The 18,010-nt window shown below is 35.6% G+C and carries 19 protein-coding genes; all 19 read right to left on the reverse strand.

All coding sequences use genetic code 11. From position 1 onward, the window contains the following. Positions 1 to 10: 10 nt before the first annotated feature. Positions 11 to 1,135 carry an NAD-dependent epimerase/dehydratase family protein gene (locus P2W72_RS03685; protein WP_276359542.1) on the reverse strand — a complete coding sequence of 375 codons (1,125 nt, stop codon included), beginning with the start codon at positions 1,133 to 1,135 and terminating at the stop codon, positions 11 to 13. Positions 1,136 to 1,177: 42 nt separating this feature from the next. Continuing rightward, entirely contained in the window at positions 1,178 to 2,218 is a 1,041-nt protein-coding gene (locus tag P2W72_RS03690) for a polysaccharide biosynthesis protein (protein WP_276359543.1), read from the reverse strand. 40 nt (positions 2,219 to 2,258) lie between these two features. Beyond that, positions 2,259 to 3,347: a glycosyltransferase family 4 protein gene (locus tag P2W72_RS03695; RefSeq protein WP_276359544.1), complete on the reverse strand. Its 1,089-nt coding sequence runs from the start codon at positions 3,345 to 3,347 to the stop codon at positions 2,259 to 2,261. A gap of 23 nt (positions 3,348 to 3,370) precedes the next feature. Then, positions 3,371 to 4,147: an AglZ/HisF2 family acetamidino modification protein gene (locus P2W72_RS03700; protein ID WP_276359545.1), complete on the reverse strand. Its 777-nt coding sequence runs from the start codon at positions 4,145 to 4,147 to the stop codon at positions 3,371 to 3,373. Next, a complete protein-coding gene (gene hisH / locus P2W72_RS03705; RefSeq protein WP_276359546.1) occupies positions 4,141 to 4,761 on the reverse strand; it encodes an imidazole glycerol phosphate synthase subunit HisH in 621 nt (206 codons plus the stop codon). The genes P2W72_RS03700 and hisH overlap by 7 nt, the downstream gene beginning before the upstream one ends. Beyond that, positions 4,758 to 5,900, reverse strand: coding sequence for an N-acetyl sugar amidotransferase (locus tag P2W72_RS03710; protein WP_276359547.1), 1,143 nt, complete (start codon positions 5,898 to 5,900; stop codon positions 4,758 to 4,760). Before P2W72_RS03710 ends, hisH begins: the two co-directional genes overlap by 4 nt. A gap of 67 nt (positions 5,901 to 5,967) precedes the next feature. Next, positions 5,968 to 7,221 carry an O-antigen ligase family protein gene (locus tag P2W72_RS03715; RefSeq protein ID WP_276359548.1) on the reverse strand — a complete coding sequence of 418 codons (1,254 nt, stop codon included), beginning with the start codon at positions 7,219 to 7,221 and terminating at the stop codon, positions 5,968 to 5,970. Positions 7,222 to 7,263: 42 nt separating this feature from the next. After that, on the reverse strand, positions 7,264 to 8,040 hold the full coding sequence (locus P2W72_RS03720) for a glycosyltransferase (RefSeq protein WP_276359549.1): 777 nt from the start codon (positions 8,038 to 8,040) through the stop codon (positions 7,264 to 7,266). Continuing rightward, on the reverse strand, positions 8,024 to 9,004 hold the full coding sequence (locus P2W72_RS03725; RefSeq protein ID WP_276359550.1) for an NAD(P)-dependent oxidoreductase: 981 nt from the start codon (positions 9,002 to 9,004) through the stop codon (positions 8,024 to 8,026). Before P2W72_RS03725 ends, P2W72_RS03720 begins: the two co-directional genes overlap by 17 nt. Then, a complete protein-coding gene (locus P2W72_RS03730) occupies positions 8,992 to 9,432 on the reverse strand; it encodes a WxcM-like domain-containing protein (protein ID WP_276359551.1) in 441 nt (146 codons plus the stop codon). The genes P2W72_RS03725 and P2W72_RS03730 overlap by 13 nt, the downstream gene beginning before the upstream one ends. Next, complete coding sequence (rfbG, locus tag P2W72_RS03735) at positions 9,420 to 10,517, reverse strand: CDP-glucose 4,6-dehydratase (RefSeq protein WP_276359552.1); 1,098 nt, start codon at positions 10,515 to 10,517, stop codon at positions 9,420 to 9,422. Before rfbG ends, P2W72_RS03730 begins: the two co-directional genes overlap by 13 nt. Before the next feature lie 6 nt (positions 10,518 to 10,523). Beyond that, the gene (gene rfbF / locus P2W72_RS03740; RefSeq protein ID WP_276359553.1) at positions 10,524 to 11,297 is read right to left on the reverse strand and encodes a glucose-1-phosphate cytidylyltransferase; all 774 of its coding nucleotides are present in this window, start codon (positions 11,295 to 11,297) and stop codon (positions 10,524 to 10,526) included. Positions 11,298 to 11,318: 21 nt separating this feature from the next. Then, positions 11,319 to 13,139, reverse strand: coding sequence for a hypothetical protein (locus P2W72_RS03745; RefSeq protein WP_276359554.1), 1,821 nt, complete (start codon positions 13,137 to 13,139; stop codon positions 11,319 to 11,321). After that, positions 13,139 to 13,885 (reverse strand): 3-deoxy-manno-octulosonate cytidylyltransferase, encoded by a 747-nt coding sequence (locus tag P2W72_RS03750; protein ID WP_276359555.1) that lies wholly within the window; start codon positions 13,883 to 13,885, stop codon positions 13,139 to 13,141. Before P2W72_RS03750 ends, P2W72_RS03745 begins: the two co-directional genes overlap by 1 nt. Before the next feature lie 7 nt (positions 13,886 to 13,892). Continuing rightward, positions 13,893 to 14,798 carry a class I SAM-dependent methyltransferase gene (locus tag P2W72_RS03755; RefSeq protein WP_276359556.1) on the reverse strand — a complete coding sequence of 302 codons (906 nt, stop codon included), beginning with the start codon at positions 14,796 to 14,798 and terminating at the stop codon, positions 13,893 to 13,895. Continuing rightward, positions 14,795 to 15,718 (reverse strand): NAD-dependent epimerase/dehydratase family protein, encoded by a 924-nt coding sequence (locus P2W72_RS03760; RefSeq protein WP_276359557.1) that lies wholly within the window; start codon positions 15,716 to 15,718, stop codon positions 14,795 to 14,797. The genes P2W72_RS03755 and P2W72_RS03760 overlap by 4 nt, the downstream gene beginning before the upstream one ends. Positions 15,719 to 15,800: 82 nt before the next feature. Beyond that, positions 15,801 to 16,445, reverse strand: a complete 645-nt coding sequence (locus P2W72_RS03765; RefSeq protein WP_276359558.1) for an HAD-IA family hydrolase — start codon at positions 16,443 to 16,445, stop codon at positions 15,801 to 15,803. Beyond that, positions 16,438 to 17,094, reverse strand: coding sequence for a cyclase family protein (locus tag P2W72_RS03770; protein WP_276359559.1), 657 nt, complete (start codon positions 17,092 to 17,094; stop codon positions 16,438 to 16,440). The genes P2W72_RS03765 and P2W72_RS03770 overlap by 8 nt, the downstream gene beginning before the upstream one ends. Then, positions 17,094 to 18,008: an NAD(P)-dependent oxidoreductase gene (locus P2W72_RS03775; RefSeq protein WP_276359560.1), complete on the reverse strand. Its 915-nt coding sequence runs from the start codon at positions 18,006 to 18,008 to the stop codon at positions 17,094 to 17,096. Before P2W72_RS03775 ends, P2W72_RS03770 begins: the two co-directional genes overlap by 1 nt. Positions 18,009 to 18,010: the final 2 nt, after the last annotated feature.

The following is an 18,010-nucleotide window of genomic DNA, read 5'->3' on the forward strand; positions in this document are numbered from 1 at the left end:
ATATCAAAATTTATACAGCTTCAAAAAATGTATCTGGATCATTAATATCAAAAAATTCATTAATCCAAAAAATAGTATATAATTCCTCTGAGCCTATATTTTTTATATTGTGAGCATACCAGATCGGCATATCAACATAAGCCGGGCTATCTCCAGAAAGATAAAGATCTATTGTTTCTGTTGTACCTATTTTCCTTAGCTGAATGAGTGCCTCTCCTTTGATCACTGCAAATCTCTCAATTTTTCGTGTATGAAAGTGATTTCCCCGAGTAACTCCAGGAACTGTTGTAGAAAATGAAGTCTGCCCACCCTGACCTTCCCCAACACGTATAATTTCTGAGAAGGAGCCCCTATCATCTGTATGAAGAGTAAATTTAATAGGGTAATAATTACTTATATCTATATAACTTCGGAAAGTATTAAATAAATTTAACTCAAATTTAGAATTGAATCTAGGAATAATACCATTTTCAAAATATTCAATTCTAAAGTTCCGTAACAATTCAAATACTTCAGAAACTTTAATTTGGGTTGAATATTCTAGAACACGAATATGGCTATTATCATTTTCTCTGATAAAACCAAGAATTTGGTCGACAAGCTCAGAAACATAAATGAGCTTTAACTCGCGGTCTATTTCTATCTTTGATGACTCATCATGTGTTAGTTGATAGCAAAATGTAGCAATGACAGAATTATAATAAGGTTCTCCAAAGGGACCGTACACATTCGGAATAACTAAGCCGCTAAATCGAACTCCAGCACTTTCTGCCCAATTACTTAATAATAATCTAGACTCTTTTTTCGATCTTCCATATAAATTATCGTTTTCCTCTTGTGAGGTCGACGAAAAAATTACGTGAGCTTGGCTCCTGGTTCTTTCGAGCGATGCTACAAGTTTTTGTGTTAATTTTAAATTAGTGTTAAAGATTACTTCTGAATCATTATGCCGATTCAATCCCGCTAAATGTATAATTACATTGCAATTCGCCACAAACTCATCAAGCAAATCTTCATCGTCAAAAAAACTTCTTCTGAAATCAACTCTTTCAAATTCACTTGGATAGAGCCCAAGAGTATTAAAAATATGACTTCCAATAAAACCACTTTGACCTGTTATTCCTATTTTACGCATATAATAATTCTATTGGACTGGGATTTAGAACCCTATTACTTCTCAGTCAGGATATTGCACAGCATCAACTTCCTTGAGTATGTCCTTCTTTATTATAGGAAGTTTGAACAATAATTGCTTGACCCCCTCTACATTCAGTCTAGTTGTATTATGAGAATGGTACTCATCAAAATTTGAAACATCTGGCTCACCTTCAGAAAAAAATTGCGCATAATTCAAATCCCTAGTATCAGCGGGAATGCGATAATATCCTCCAAGATCCTCGGCTTTAACCATGTCCTCTCTGTTCACTAAGGTCTCATACAGCTTTTCGCCATGTCTGGTTCCAATTATTTGGATCTCACTCTTCGCATTGTACAATTCGACCAAAGCCTGAGCAAGATCACTAATTGTTGCTGCAGGTGACTTCTGAACGAAAAGATCTCCTTGTTTAGCGTGTTCGAAGGCATACAAAACCAAATCAACTGCATCTTCTAAAGTCATCATAAATCTGGTCATATTCCCATCTGTAATGGTCAGTGGCTGCTGTTTTTTAATTTGATCTATAAAAAGCGGAATAACTGACCCCCTAGATGCCATAACATTACCATAACGAGTGCCACAAAATATAGTTTTAGAATCATCCAGATTCCTAGACTTAGCTACCATTACTTTTTCCATCATTGCTTTTGACATTCCCATAGCATTGATGGGATATGCTGCCTTATCAGTACTAAGCACAACAACCTTTTTAATTCCATTTCTTTCAGCAGCAGTCAGCACGTTATCTGTCCCCAAAATATTTGTCTTAACCGCTTCAAGCGGGAAAAATTCACAGGATGGTACTTGTTTCAAGGCTGCAGCATGGAAAATATAGTCAACACCTTTTACAGCGGGTTCGACACTTGAAAAATCCCTAACATCTCCTATGTAAAATTTCAACTTTGAATTATTTAATCTTTTTCGTTGATCATCTTGCTTCTTCTCATCGCGACTAAATATTCTAATCTCCTTAAAATCATCAGAATTGATGAAACGCTGCAAAACTGCGTTACCAAATGAACCTGTACCTCCTGTAATTAATAAAACGTTCCCGTTATCCATAGTAAATTGTGTTGTATCTATGACACTTTATATATTTAAATTATTGTCCTAATCTCATGGCATTATTCATCCCATTTACATAAGAAGTCGACCGAAATCGCTCCTCGGCAAAAGACCTGTTATGGAAAGCTATCTCTTGTAATTTCTGTTTCACTCGGATAGAATTTCTAATGGCCTTCTGAATTTCATGAGGTTCTTTTGTCTTTATTTTAAAGCCATTTTGCCCATCGGTAAAAATATCCTGAATACCTCCAATTACAGTACAAAGCACCACACAACCTGAAGCATATGCCTCTAAAATTGATATAGGTTGTCCCTCAAAATAGGATGTCGGAAGACAGAAAAGATGTGCCGATTTCAGCAAATCCCTTTTTTGTATTCCATGGACGACCCCATGATAATGAATATTCCCAAATCCTCCAATCTTTTCCAAAAAGATATTTTTATGATCTTCAGATTCAAAGGTGCCAGCAAAATGCAGAGAAAATTGCATTCGTTCGTCATTGTTCAATGCCACAAAAGCATCTAAGAGTTCATTATAACCTTTGCCATTAATCAGATTACTCAAAAACAAAATATTAATCGTCGAAAGGTTATCGAATTTACTCTTCAAATATAAATCATCAATGAAGAAAGAGTCCTCTACAGAATTACTTACAATATGTATTTTTTCTTTCGGGATAAATTTGTCAAAAATTTCAATATGTGATTCTCCTAAAACAATAACTCCAGCTAAACGCCTGATAAAGAAAGCATTTACTTTCGCTAAAATCATAAACCTATTAAACAGCAATTTCTTAATGCTTCCACCATGTAAATGAATGTAAGTTCGCTGTAGTTTACTGAAACAAATTAAGTATATAACAATGTCTTTGAGATTTCCGGCGAGGGATTCGGATATTGTTAGATAAACCAAATCGACATTCTTCCTCTTAATCGTAACCTGCCACAAAACCCGTCCAATTTCAAAAAACCTTTTTACTCCATCTGCTCCTTCTTTGAAATTCCCCTTGGTCAGATTAACAACGGCTACCTCATTAGAAGACTCAATCGAATCATAAAAAACTTTTGAGGCTAATGAGTGGCCTGTAATAGGTGGTGGTAGTGGTGCTATAAAAAGTATCTTCATATCCAACGGCTATCTATTCAAGCTCAATGAGTATAATTTTCACGTATTAAATAGTCTTTCTCATCACGGCCCGGATAATTTATTAATACGGCCTTATAAATACCTTTGAAAACAAACAAACTACCCGCTGCTGCTCCAATAATACCATATTTGTTAATCAATTTCCCAATATCTTGTAAACTCCCCGCACCTCCGAGGGTGGTAAGAGGCAAACTAGTTGTGTTTCTAGCTTTTTCAACCAGGTCAAAATCATATCCTTTCATTGCCCCGTCTTGATCAATCGAATTAATGACTATCTCTCCAGCTCCCAACTCTTCCATTTGCTTTATTAGCTGAAATGGATTTTTACCAGTAGCTTTCTTTCCATTGTGGGTGTAAACTTCATATCCCCCAAGGAATTTTTTCTTAACATCAAGAACCACCACAACGCTCTGAATGCCCACCTGTTCGGCAATCTGTGCCACTAGATTTGAATTTGAAATTACTGCAGAGCTCAAAGCAACCTTTTCAACGCCAAGACTAAATATTTTTTGTGCCTGGGACACTGAATGGATTCCCCCCCCATAACACAATGGCATTCTACATTCTGCAGCAAGGCGTTCGATCATCACATAGTCTGGATCCCTGTTTTGCACTGATGCATCAATGTCTACCACCATTAATTCATCAACTTGCTTTTCATTAAAAATCCGAACAGCATTAATTGGATCACCTATGTATTTTGGTGATTTAAAATTTACTGTTTTGACTAAGCCTTTATCGTGAACCAACAAACAAGGAATTATTCTGGGATTTAACATTTCAGCTCAGCAAAGTTTCTTAACACCTGAATTCCATAACTATGGCTTTTTTCGGGATGGCATTGAATTCCATAAATATTCTCATGATTCACAGCACATGTGAAATCCACCCCATATTGAGCGGTAGCAATACTGTCTTCGGGGTTATCGCACTCAAAGTAATAGGAATGTAGAAAATAAAACCGAGCCCCATCTTGAAGACCCTCGAAGAGTGAACTACCTTTAGTTGAATAAACATCATTCCAACCCATGTGAGGCAATTGCGTAGTCTGTTTAATGGTTGAAGTATCAAACTTCTTAACTACTCCGTCCAACCATCCTAATCCAGATAAAACTCCCTCCTCACTTGAGCGTGCAAGCATCTGCATTCCAACACAAATTCCTAGTATCGGTACTTTATCTATGAGAGCCAACTCATCCAATCTTCTTCTCATTCCAGATTTTTCCAATCTCTCCATTGCATAATCAAACGCGCCTACTCCCGGAAGAATGATTTTTGATACCCCCTGCAATTCCTCGACTTTCTGAACTATTTTTATTGGTATGTCGAGCTGCTTGTAGATGTTGGTAAATGCCCGAATGTTTCCAACTCCATAATCAATAATTACAATCATCTAAAAAATCTCTTTTCTAATCCCAACAATCTCATAGCCTTAGTACCGAGATTGATTATGGATTTTTTGTTCTTATAGTCTCTGTAAGTCCTATTCCTGCCTTCAAAAATTGACTGAAGTTCCGTTACCGTCAAATCTAACTTGTGTGCAATGTACTCAAACTCCTGTCTCAAAAACTGTTCGCTCAACTCTGGTCTGGAAATGCGTTCAATAGCATCCTCTCTTTTCATTTGCCCAGTCAAAATTAAACTTGAAAAGTGGGCTCTTCTTTTCTGGTAGCCAAACTTTTTAGGTAGCCAATAGTCCTCATAGAACCTGGTAAATCGAGATTCATGGTGTTTATGCTGAAATTTTCGCCAACCAAACCGCTTTTCTAAAAATTCCTCAGCCTCCTCTTTGACATATGGAATCAGATTTAGGGGCTTGAAAACCTCCATTCCAAGAATATACTTATAATAAATCTTGTAAGCCAAAACATCTACAATCGGAAAAGTCTTCAAAGGATGACTTCCATATTTGCTATGTATGTCATCAACCAAAGTTTTATCTATACCTGTGTATCCGCCCCATTCTTCAGGTTCACGGCAACATTCAGTTGAATAATTTGACCCGGTTAATACATACTTTATTTTATTTTTCCGGGCAAACTTGTAAAGTGCAGAGAAGAAGGCATAATCCTGGGGCAGGTCTTGATCGGCTATTTGAGATTTCAAGAAAGAAACTTGCAAATCTTTCATTTCTTCCCAATTAATTACTTCAGTATATAAATCAATCCCAAGTCCATCAACTAATTTTTCAATATTACTTACAGCTTGCTGGGTATTCCATCCAGCATCGACGTGTAATAAAAGAGGCCTTAAACCCATTTTTTCTTTAGCAATATAAGTTGCATAAGAACTGTCTAATCCTCCGCTTATTCCAATGATACAATCAAAATCCTTACCTATACCTTCTTTTTTGATTTTGTCGGCTACAAGCATTAACTCCCGCTCTCCAGACTCATCTTTATACCAATTAGGTAAAATCTCTTCATGAAAATTTCTGCAATAGTCGCACCAGCCCTTTTCATCAAAAGTTATATTGGGATCGGAAGTATCCATTATGCAATTTGTGCATATTCTATAGGTTCTTTCAGTCATATTTAATCCAAAAATAGATATATTAACATTATTAGTTAAAAGTATGAATAACAATTTTGGCTAAACTTCAAATACGATTAATCTTGCTTGTATTCTCATCGAAAATAGGATTTAATATTTTATTCTGACCAAGCATACCTATTAAAAAAGCGAAAATAAATCCTCCATGACTTTCCTTAAAGGTTTCATGAAACATCCCATAAATAAGCATCCCAACGAAACCCCAAAACAATCCTAAATCCTTTTTATAAAGAAAAACAGATAGCTTAACTAATATATATATATATGTCGCCATGCCTAAAATTCCGGTACGGAAAAGGATATCGGTATATTGATTATGAGCTGAACCAGACTGATCTTCAAACATAATCCATACCCCCAAGTATCCGGCACCAGTAAGAGGATTCCTGGATACAAACTCCAAAATCATCTTTAACATATAGATCCGATAACCTTCAGAGCCTTCACTATTTTCAAGATCCATCTTCTCAACCCCGCCTTCTGCAAAGAATGAAAATAACCGTTCATCAAAAAACTCAAAAATCTGGGGGAAAATAAAACTTAGTATTACCAGAACAAGAATACAACCCAAAGCTGCAAATATCCATCTAATAATGCCGCTGACCACACCTCGTTTTACCAACTTATAAAAGGTGACAATTCCAAATAGCATCATGCTTACTAGCGTAGCTACAATTCCGCTTCTTGAAAAAGTTAGCAAAATTCCAAGTAAAATAATAAAAATACAAACATATTTCAAAAGGTTCCAAACCCCCTTCCAATTTTGAAATAAGGTAATCCATAAGGCAAATACATAAACGAATCCAAATCTCTGTCCTCCAACTGCATCCTTTGCTGCAAATCCAAGAGCAGCCCCTCCAACATCCATATAGAATTTTAAAGTGTTCAGAGACAATAAAACTGAAATCACGATTACTGCAAGCTTAAAACTGAGCTCCATTTCCTGGTCAATCTTTATGAACAAAAAAGAGAACATCGTCATAAAAATCACAAAACTAATAATTCGTCTTGGTAATTGATCCAAATACCAAAATTGATATAACGTTGAAATAATTAAAACTAGAAGATATATTAGCATTATTCCCCAAAAGTAGTCATTTGGTATTCTCACCTTACCATAAAGTAATATATATCCTAATGGAAATAACAAAAAGGTATAATTGGCGCTAATACCCTCTCCTCCGAGTGCAAAAGAGAATTTATAAAGAAATGCCATGAAGAGCACAACCAAAAATAAAATCCTAATATAATTAGGCTTCGAAATGGTGTGTGAAGGAAAACTTAAATTATCTATAAGCATGACATTGATCTTTTTTACAGCCCGAAATAATTTAGATCATTATCAAATAGAATATATTCTTTTTTGAATACTATAAATAATTTTTTGAAGTAGGTTAAGATCCCTCCAATTATCCGAAACAACCTTTAATGTTCGCTTATATACTTTCTGATTATCCACTGTAGACAATTGTTCGGGGTGCAACCTATACCATAGTAGTTTCTTATTCAGGTAATAGATACGATTATTCTGGCTTATCCTAAACCAGAATTCGTAATCCTCTATAGATCTCAGCAAAGGATCTTCATTGATAAAACCACATGAATTAATAAGTTCCCTTTTAAATAGCACTGATGAATTAATTACGTAGTGTAATGAGATTAATAAATATTTTGCTGATAGTAAATTTGAAGATAAAAAAATATTCTTAACAAAGGATGTGAATCGATTTAGAAAAGGAAGATTCTTCATGTTGATGAAATAAGTGTTTGTGCAACAAAGTGCTACATCTGGATATTTATCTATGATTTCAACTTGCTCCCGCAATTTTGTTTGCTCCCATATATCATCATCATCACAAAGAGCAATATATTCTCCAACAGCACGTTTAATACCAAAATTTCTATTTCTAGCTATAATACCATCATTTGGGTTCTGAAAAAATTTTATACGAGAATCACAGAAGCTTTGCATGAGTCCAACAAAATCATAATTTGAATTATTATCAACGACAATAAGTTCAAAGTCAGTAAATGTTTGATTGATGATGGATTGTATCGTCTCGCTCAATAATTCACATCTATTGTATGTAGTAACGATTACACTAACTTTTGGCGACATAAGTATCTGATTTTTCAAAATATATAAAGAGCCCTTCTATACCTTCACTTAAGTTAATTAGAGGACAAAAACCGATTTGTTTAAGTTTCCTATTGGCAATGGTATATTTTGAATTTATTTCCGGAGCTGTTTCTGAAAGCTTATTTGAAGAATAATAAACAGGAATTGATGATCCATATCTGTGTTGGTATACATCTTTGACCAAGTGGGCAATCTCTAACAAGGAATTACTGGAACCTGAAGACACATGCAATAAAGAATCCCTTAGTTTATTTACAATCACCCTATCTATTGCCTTTGCAATATCCTTTACATGTATAAAATCCTTTACCGGGGAACCATCTGATTCCAAAACTATTTTTTTTTTATAATATGCAGAGCGGCAAAGATCATTTATTACAAGCCACCAGCAATTATTTTCTTCAAGCACAGGAGCACCATATCCATTTGATAACCTAAGGCTAACACATTCAGTATTATATCTTCTATTGTAAAACCTTATTAGATCTTCCCCAATAGAATGCGTGAGCGCGTATATATTTTCTGGGTCTTTTAAGCTAGTTTCTGAAATAACTTCTGCTTGCAGTTTTCCCAAAACCTGCGTTGTCGATAAGTAAATGAATTTATCAATGCCTTTTTTACAATATCCGTCTAACAACTGCCATGTACTCAATACATTTACATGATTTACATCTTCAATACTCTTGGTTTCAGAAAGTTTATGATCAAGGGAAACTGTATGAACGACAATATCAACATCCATTGAAAGAAGAGTATTTATTATTTCCTGATTTGTTAAATCACCTTGAATAATATCCATTCCTCTTAATGCAGCTTTACTTTCTGTTGTCAAATTCCTGCAGGATGCTATTACATTGAAACCATTTTGATATAGATATAAAGCCACATTGGCACCTATATAACCATTTGCCCCAGTAACAAGAACGGTTTTTATCCTTCCCATTTAAAATCAATATTCAATAGATCCCTATTTTCAGCCTCGTTGGGATCATGTTCAATGCTTGCTATATTTAGTAACAAATTCCGTTCATCCCCAACCCCCTGAAATGCCATCCAGATCATCGGCGGCACGGTTAATCTTTTATATTGACCTGAACCGATATTGACTTGCCAAAATTTCATATAACTAGCACTATCGGGCCTTTCATCAAATAACACAAATTTAATCTCTCCAATAGGGACAATTAAATTTAAAACCATTGTTTTATGCCTTTTCCAGCCTTTAATCTCATCCTTGTGAATTTCAGAAAAATATGCTTCTCCAAAGCCTTTAAAACTGAGGTCACTTTTCCTCAGCGCATGCATAATATTTCCCTTAGGATGCTCAATAATTTTTAAAAAATTTAAACTTACGCCCTCTATGATGTCCATTTTATTCTTTTTTGTAGGGCAAACTCTTCATACTTTTCAATTTGATGCAAAGTATAATTAAACATTCCATCATTCTGGTGATAGAAGTTATAATACCATTGGCTCGTAAATTCAATCAACTCATTATATTCTAATGTAGGCAACCATTTAAGGAAAAACAGAGCTTTATCACAATTCAACTTCAACAACCCCGCTTCATGGAACAGAATGTTACCCGTAACTTTATATGCTTCAGAACTATCATCAAAATTCCAATGACGACTTAAATCTTCTAATAAATTCTTTACAGTATGGCTATGCTCAGATTTAGGGCCGAAATTAAAGCTTTCTCCGTTAAGGCTATCATTTTCAGATAAATTTTGGCACAGACTAAGATATCCACTAATTGGTTCAAGAACATGTTGCCAAGGCCTGGTGGATTCAGGGCTTCTGATTTCTACGGTCTTTCTCTGAGACCATGCAATCATACAATCGGGCACAATCCTGTCTTTTGCCCAATCACCCCCGCCTATGACATTGCCAGCTCGGGCGGAAGCGATCTTAACAAAAGGATGTTTCTGAAAGAATGAATGATAGAATGACTTAAACGCAATTTCAGCACACCCCTTTGATCCACTATAAATATCCTTACCTCCTACAACATCCGTTTCCTTATACCCCCAAACCCATTCTACATTGTCATAACATTTATCACTTGTCACAATAATTGCTGCACATTTATTTGTTAAACTTCTCAGGGCTTCGAGTACATGTACTGTGCCCAACAAATTGGTTGAAAATGTATTGACCGGGTCCGAATAGGATAAAGATACAATGGCTTGAGCAGCTAAATGGAAAACAAAATCAGGCTTTTCTCTAGAAAAGATAGATTTTATGGTTTCCAGATCACGGACATCGTTTCGGTAGTCTGTTATTTTATCTGCAAGTGCCAATTCCTCGAATAAAGAGGGTTTCGTAGGTATATCAAATGATATTCCCACTACTTCTGCACCTAATTTCAAGAGCCAGGCTGTTAACCAAGCGCCTTTAAAACCAGTGTGCCCAGTTACTATTACTTTTTTCCCTTTGTAAATATTATTAAACATGTCTTATTATTTTATCCATGGAGCTTTATTACTCCGTACTAGATTATCTAAATAGTCTCTTTCACGAACATTATCCATACACTGCCAAAAGCCATCGTGCAGGTGAGCATGTAACTGACCTTCGTTAGAAAGGGTCTGTAAAGCGCCGAACTCAAGATCACAATTTTCATCTTCCGTCAGATAATCCATTATTTTTTTGTTAAAAACAAAAAAGCCTCCGTTAATATAACCAGTGGCCATCTGTGGCTTTTCTTGAAAGTTAGTCACTATCGAGCCATTCAATTCCAATTCACCAAATCTAGACGGCGGGTGAACCGCCGTTACAGTGGCGATTTTTTTATTAGATAAATGGAAATTTATTAAGTCATTAATATTAACATTACTAAGTCCATCACCATAAGTCAAAAGAAAATCATCAGATTCTATATATTTCTCAACCAACTTAACTCTCGCACCTTTAAGAGTTTCCTCTCCGGTATCAACGAAAGTAATTTCCCAATCACTTTCCGGCATAGAATTATAGAAAAGCGGATCTTGATCAGGAGTCATTTTTAAAGTAAAATCACTTGCCGAAATCCTAAGGTTGTAAAAGTACTCCTTAATAAAATTTGCTTTATAGCCTAATGCCAGTATGAACTTTTTATGTCCAAACGAACTATAAGTCTTCATAATATGCCAGAGAATTGGTTTTCCTCCTATTTCAACCATTGGTTTTGGTTTGCTTACTGTTTCTTCGCTCAACCTGGTGCCCTTTCCACCGCATAAAATAACTACATCCATAATCTATATATTATTACCTGTTTAACTACTAAAAGTGGTTTTAATTATGTTTTCTAATATATCTGTCAGGGGCATGGTACTTCCATCACCAAAATATTCCCGAATAACTTCCTTTGGATTTTCCATATCAGCGTAAATGAGTGCATCCATGAGCTGTTCCTCTGTATAAGCATATTTTGTTATTTCCGCGTCAAACTCATTTGGGTTGACATGCAGAGCATTTTTGCTGCCAATAAAAATTGGTTGAATCCCATTGGCTAATGCTTCGAGTCCCGCCGATGAAGAATCAAACAGGACTACATCAGCTTTTTTCATCTCATCGGCAAAACTCGTTTTTAAAGAAATGTGTGCGGGACAATCAAGCTTTTTGAATAACCCGACATAGTCATAGTTAGCCAATGGATGAGGAACGATAGAAACTTGAAAATTTTTATTGTTTCTAAGAGTATTTACAACAAATGTAATTAATGCCACTGATTCTTTTTCTCCCAGTGAACAGGCAACCATGACCTGACTATATTTCAGCAGAGTATTTTTTGAAAGCCCTGAGATAAAATCACGTCCGGATTGTGAAGTCAGTATTTCTGTCTTTAAACCATAATAGGTCTCTAAATTCTTAAAAGAAACATTTCCAGTGGCAATTATGGTATCTGGGAGGGGTAATGCATCAATAAGTTTTTTTGAAAAGTAAAACCTTGTAGATAATGCAGGACATGGTGCATTTTGCAACCCGACACTTTTAATATTGTTGTGCTTCCTCATCTCATATAAGAAAACACGTTCCCAGGCCTGGTTTTCAAAAGGATAAATTGTTAACTTATTATTTACCTGGGCACCCACTTTTTTTGAAAACGCTTTTATAAGTTTATTTTGTAACGAGAAGGCTCGTCTTTCCCTCAGCTTTTCTTTGTTGATTAAAGGGGTGATGTTCAATCCGTTTAGGATAGATATTTTCTTGTTAGAGGATGATGTGTTTTTAAACTTAGATAATTCTAAAAGAATGTTATAAAGTGATAATGAGTTATAAAGAAAAAATACTTTGAATCCATTATTCTCCAACCATTTATTAAATAGTTTTAACTGATGCTTTGTTCCTACCCAATCAATTGGAACTATTACGGCACAGTTCGTTTTTATTGATTCTGTTTCAAAAACCTTCCCGATAAAAGGGTCGCTATATACCCCGCTTCGAAAATTCCGGGAATCAATAAAAGTTGGTAGAATAATCAGATTGTCCTGATTGAGATTAGCTGTATCGAAAGTGGTATTTTTGAATATAAGCCTGCACATCAATTTAGAAATGGCAGCGCATAAAAAAATATACGGCCTTCTTGAATAGGATTTCAGTATTGCGGTAATATTATCAAAATAATTTTCAGCGGTGTAATAGCTAAAAGGTCTATCTATGTTACTATTCTGTTTTATGCATTCAAACAATGCAAAATCCTCAACGAGAATTAACAGATTTTTATTTTTAAAGGTATCGTCTAAAAGTATTTTTCGATAAATATCGAGCTGACAATACGTTAGGTAAAAACTACTATCCCATGGATTTTTCCATGACAATCGACTAGCCCACCAGAGTTCTTCCCCCGACCGGCTTTCCAGGTCGTCGATGAAATCGATATATTGTTCCAGATGTTCGTATTGTGATTTGCCCAGCTCTTCAGCAAGGGGGTATCTTTCTATATCATTAAGAATTGATATTTCTAACTGATATGGGATTAAGGCATCCTCCCCCAAAAAGACCCATGAATCAATACTGCATTCAATAATAATTTTAGAAAGGAAGGCCTTATATCCATTGCTCTTATGAACAACAAATATTTTATTTCGAGTCATTAATACAATTTCCTAAGAACATCTTTTTCCATAACCTCAATCACTTTAACCAAGTCTTCAGGTACATCTACACTATATGTTTCATAGTTTGTCTCTACAATTTTTATTCTATGGCCATGCTCCAGAAATCTTAACATATCAATAGATTCAATTTCTTCAAGTTTCGTGGAGGTCAAATTAGTGAATTCCTTTAACGATTTATTCGTGAATGGGAAAACACAAACTTCTATAAAATAAGGGAAATTCTTATCTCCCATGAATTTAGAAGGAATTGGTTCGCGCGAGAAGTAAAGTGCTTCATTGTTTTCATCAAAAACAACTTTTACTTCATGAATATTCTTTGCTTCCTCGAAATCTACTCTTTTCACGAGATTTACACAAGACAGGGTAGGATCATCTATCAAAGGCTTTATCGCGGCTTCTATCATTTCAGGGAAAACTAACGGCTCATCTCCCTGTAAGTTAACTATGATATCAGCTTCTTGTATTTTTGAAGCTGCCTGGGCAACTCTGTCTGATGCTCTTCTGACATTGTCATTAGTCAGTATTGCCTTTCCTCCAAACGCCTCAACATGGTCGACAATTTCCTGGTTAGGCGTAGCAACATATACTTCGTCCAACATCTTACACAAGCTTGCTCTCTTATAAACATGCTCCAACATAGACTTGCCACAAATATCAACAAGCGGTTTATTCCCAAACCTAAATGATCCCAGACGAGCTGGAATAATACATACAATCCTCATTCTATTATTATTTAGTTACAATCGCTCTCAACCATTGTCTTTCGGGGCCAAAGGTATCAAATTCATACTCATTTTTAAAAGAGTCAATAGTGTTGCCATTCCCTAACCTTAAACAATTGAGTATCCTACTAAATCCCTTTTTAATTATTAATGGCAAAAAAACATTTTTTTCTCTTTCATTGGGAATAGATAGCAGAGCTCTCCCGAAGCTATAAATATGAAAGTCTGGCATTTCTAACTCCCTAAGTAGAAAACTTAAAGACTTTTCATTGAAAAACAAAGTATGCGGCTGAAAATTTGCTTTAAACAAGAAATCCTGATTGGGGCTTTCGATAAATAAAATGCCGCCTTTCTTCAGGAACTTTACTATTGATTTCAAAAATGATTTTGGATCGGTTACATGCTCCAGAACATGAAAGATTACTATGATATCAAATTCCTTCTCTCCCAATCCTTCTATGTGCTCTGCAGCCTTCATCCCCTTTGCCTCAATGTCCTTTACAATTTCAGCGTCGGCCTCTACAGCAAAATACTTTGAATTTACTCCCTGCTCCTTAAGTATTTCTCCAAAAAGCGCATGCCCGGCGCCAAAATCAAGTATGGTTTTGTTTTCTATGCTGCCTGTTTTCTCAATTAAGAATGACAATCTTGATAAGCCCTGTGCTTTATATAATTGCAAAGAATTCCGTGAGGCGCTTTGAACCGCTTCACTGCCCTGCCAATAAGTCTTATAAAACTTATCCAGTTGCTGATCAGAGGGCATTTGTTCTAAGTATACCAGCCCGCAATTAGAACATTCTGACAGATAGCCATCTTCAATATTAAACGGAGCCGCAGTTCCATAATAAGGGCCAATATTTTTACCTGACGTTTGTCCGCATACTGGACAGTTAAGTATTTTTTTCAAACTCATAAACCTTGATGGAAATGGACCATTTTGGATAGCCCATCATTTAGCTTCACTGATGGTTCCCAATCTAATTCTTTTTTTACCTTTAAGATGTCGGCATAAATACCAAACTGGTCACCTTGAGTAGCACCAGAGAATTCTACGGTAACATCAAAAGGTAAATTCGATTTGATTTTTTCCACGACTTCTCCAACTTCAGTTTTTATTCCGGTAGCTAAGTTAAAATATTTGTAGCCATGCTTGTTCGAATTGTAGGCTTTAATAAATCCTTTAACCACGTCGTCAATAAACACAAAATCACGATATCTGTCAGCGCTTCCTTTAACCACAATATGCTTGTTTTTTAAAGCTTGAGCTAAAAATATACTTACCATCCCTTGCCGCAAATTATCCATATTCTGGCCTGGTCCATAAACGTTGAAAAGCCGCAACGAGGTACTATGTATACCGTATTCAGAATATATTCTTAAATAATGTTCGCTCGCCAGTTTGCCTACTCCATAAAAAGATTTAGGATTCAATTCTGTGTCTTCCTTTACCGGTCTATCTGGCTTGTCCCCATATACGGACATAGTCGAGGCGTAAATAAAATTTGTACATTTTGTTTTTATCGCCAACTTTAATAATAATAAAGTCGATTGTGCATTTGTCTGTAAGTCATATACGGGATCGTCAAAACTAATTTCACCAGAGCTTTGACCGGCAATATGAAATATCGCCTCAAAAGTAAACTTTTCTAACTGCTTTATTACTGAATAGTCCTGACAATCGCCCTTGAAAAATTCAACTCCCTCTGGAATGGCATCTTGATACCCTGTGGATAAATTGTCTATTGTTATAACTTTATGTCCTTCGTCAATAAGCTTCCTCGCAACTGCAGCACCAATAAAGCCCGCAGCTCCAGTGACTAAAAATATTTTCATTTGAGTATAATTGTTTCTATGGTTTGAAAATACGTGAGCTTGCACGCTTTCAGTTGTGAGAGCGAAAGGTTATGCAGGTTCATTAAATGGTATCTATAATTTTTTTCAGTTGTGTTAAATCCTGCACTTTAAATCTTTCGCTCAATAAGGGTGATGACTGCGACTCGATTCTGGCAACAAATTTTATGTTATTAACTCGGGCGGCATTTTTGTCAGTGTCGGCATCTCCAATGAAAACTACCTCTTCATTCTTGTACCCGTTATTTGCTAGTATTTCTTTTACGTGGTTGTCTTTAGTCTCAGGCGAGCCGTAGACTGCTTTGAAGTATTTAGACAATTCTCTTTTTTCGAGTATAACCTTAATTTCATCTGCAGGTGTCCCTGTAGAAATATAAAAGTCATATTTGTTATAGTTTTCTAAGATAAATTCATAGGCGCCTCTCACATAAGGCGATGATATCACTTTCTGTAATACTAAATCGGAAAACTGTTTTGCCAGACTATTAACCTTTTCACTATCGATATCTTCATGCAGATAATATTTGTGATAGAATCTAAATTTTTCAAAACGAGACAATCCACCATTAGCTTCATGATGCGCTATCACTTTTTTTTCTATAACAGCCCCGTAAGGACTATACATTTCGGCAAAGGCATTGCTCTTAACTTGAACAGATTCAGCAATTACACCATCAAAATCAAATATTATAGCTTTAATACTATTCATATTCAGCGATAATTGTTATAGGGCTTCCGTCTGCTTCATCAATCTGAAGCGGCAGAGCAGTCACGCTTTTGATTTTTCTTTGTGCAATCGTATCGAGTTTCATATCCTCAATAATCAATATATCATTTTCAATCAGAAATTCCTTATGTGCCTCTCTTCCCAGCAGCCGGTTCTGATAGCTGCTAAGTGAAATAAAGTCGAAGCCAATAGCTTTAATATCAGGGAATCTGGTTCTTAAAAAAAGCGCTAAACCTGGAGATATACCTGGGTTGTTGTTCCAATATGCTTTCTCTTTCCTGTACCCCCCAAAACTGGTATTAATTATCAGGAAGTCTATTTTAAGCGGTAACTCACAATCTTTAAAAATTTCTTCCGTTATTATTTCTTCTTTTTCAGCTTTATAATCTACGCAGAATACGTCTTTAAACTGCCAAAATGAAGCAGGATAATCGTTCATTTTTTTCCCCGTATCTGAAAAGTGATTAGGAAAATCGATATGTGTCCCTGAGTGGTTAGGAAGCGATATTTCTTTGGTATTTGAACTACTCCCGTCAGATATAAGTCCTTTATTTTTTATTGTTATAGCACGCTCACCGCCATACAGTGGCGTATTTTCATTTAGATAGTATGATAAATATTCTATAGTCATTATTCTCTCGTTAAGAAGTTATCTTCAGTAATGACACCTTCCTTTATCAACTTTTCGTAATTAGAATATATCTGGTCTAAGATCCCCTGGCCGAGATCATGATAATAATTTAAGTGATATTTCTTAGCTATTTTGGGTTTAAAAGTATAGGGTGTAATGTTGTAATGTTCTTCATGTACTTCATTTGTATAAACAACCTCGATTTTCTCATTAAACATTTCCTTAATCATTGCTAGAATATCGCTGATCTTCATCGACTTATTTCCGGTTATCATGATATTGGAGTTCACAAACTCATCTGACAGGATTTCGACACTTGATTTTGCTGCATCTTTTATGTGAATATATTCACGTAATTCTTCGCCATTACCGTCACGCGTGATCTTTCTTTCCTTGATAGCCTGAATTATAAAGTTATTGATTGAGTTAAAATGATTAGCCCGGGGGCCATATAATGAACCGTACCTTAATATAGTATAGTTTAGATTATATATCTTTTGATAGTTTTCAATTAATAATTCTGAAGCCTGCTTTGTACTCCGGTAAAAGGATCCGTGTTCGCTATACACATAAATTGTACTACCATATATAAATCTCTCAACCTTAAATTCCCTGCATGCATCCAGAATATAAGTCGTACTTAGTATGTTTACCTCTACAGCTTTAACAGGATTGTCCTGAGCTTCTTTAATATCTGCGATAGCGGCAAAATGGTAAATATATTTAGCGTCCTTGATCACTTCTCTTAACAGATCGCGATTGAGAATGTCGCCAATAACCATTTCCTGGCTGTCTCTTAAATAACCGGACTTTATGGTATCAAATATTATTACCCGATATCCGGCATCGGTGAGCATATCCGCTACATGTCCTCCCAGAAAACCTGACCCTCCAAAAACTACTACCTTATCCATGA

The organism is Daejeonella sp. H1SJ63, assembly GCF_029360775.1.
Lineage (GTDB): Bacteria > Bacteroidota > Bacteroidia > Sphingobacteriales > Sphingobacteriaceae > Daejeonella.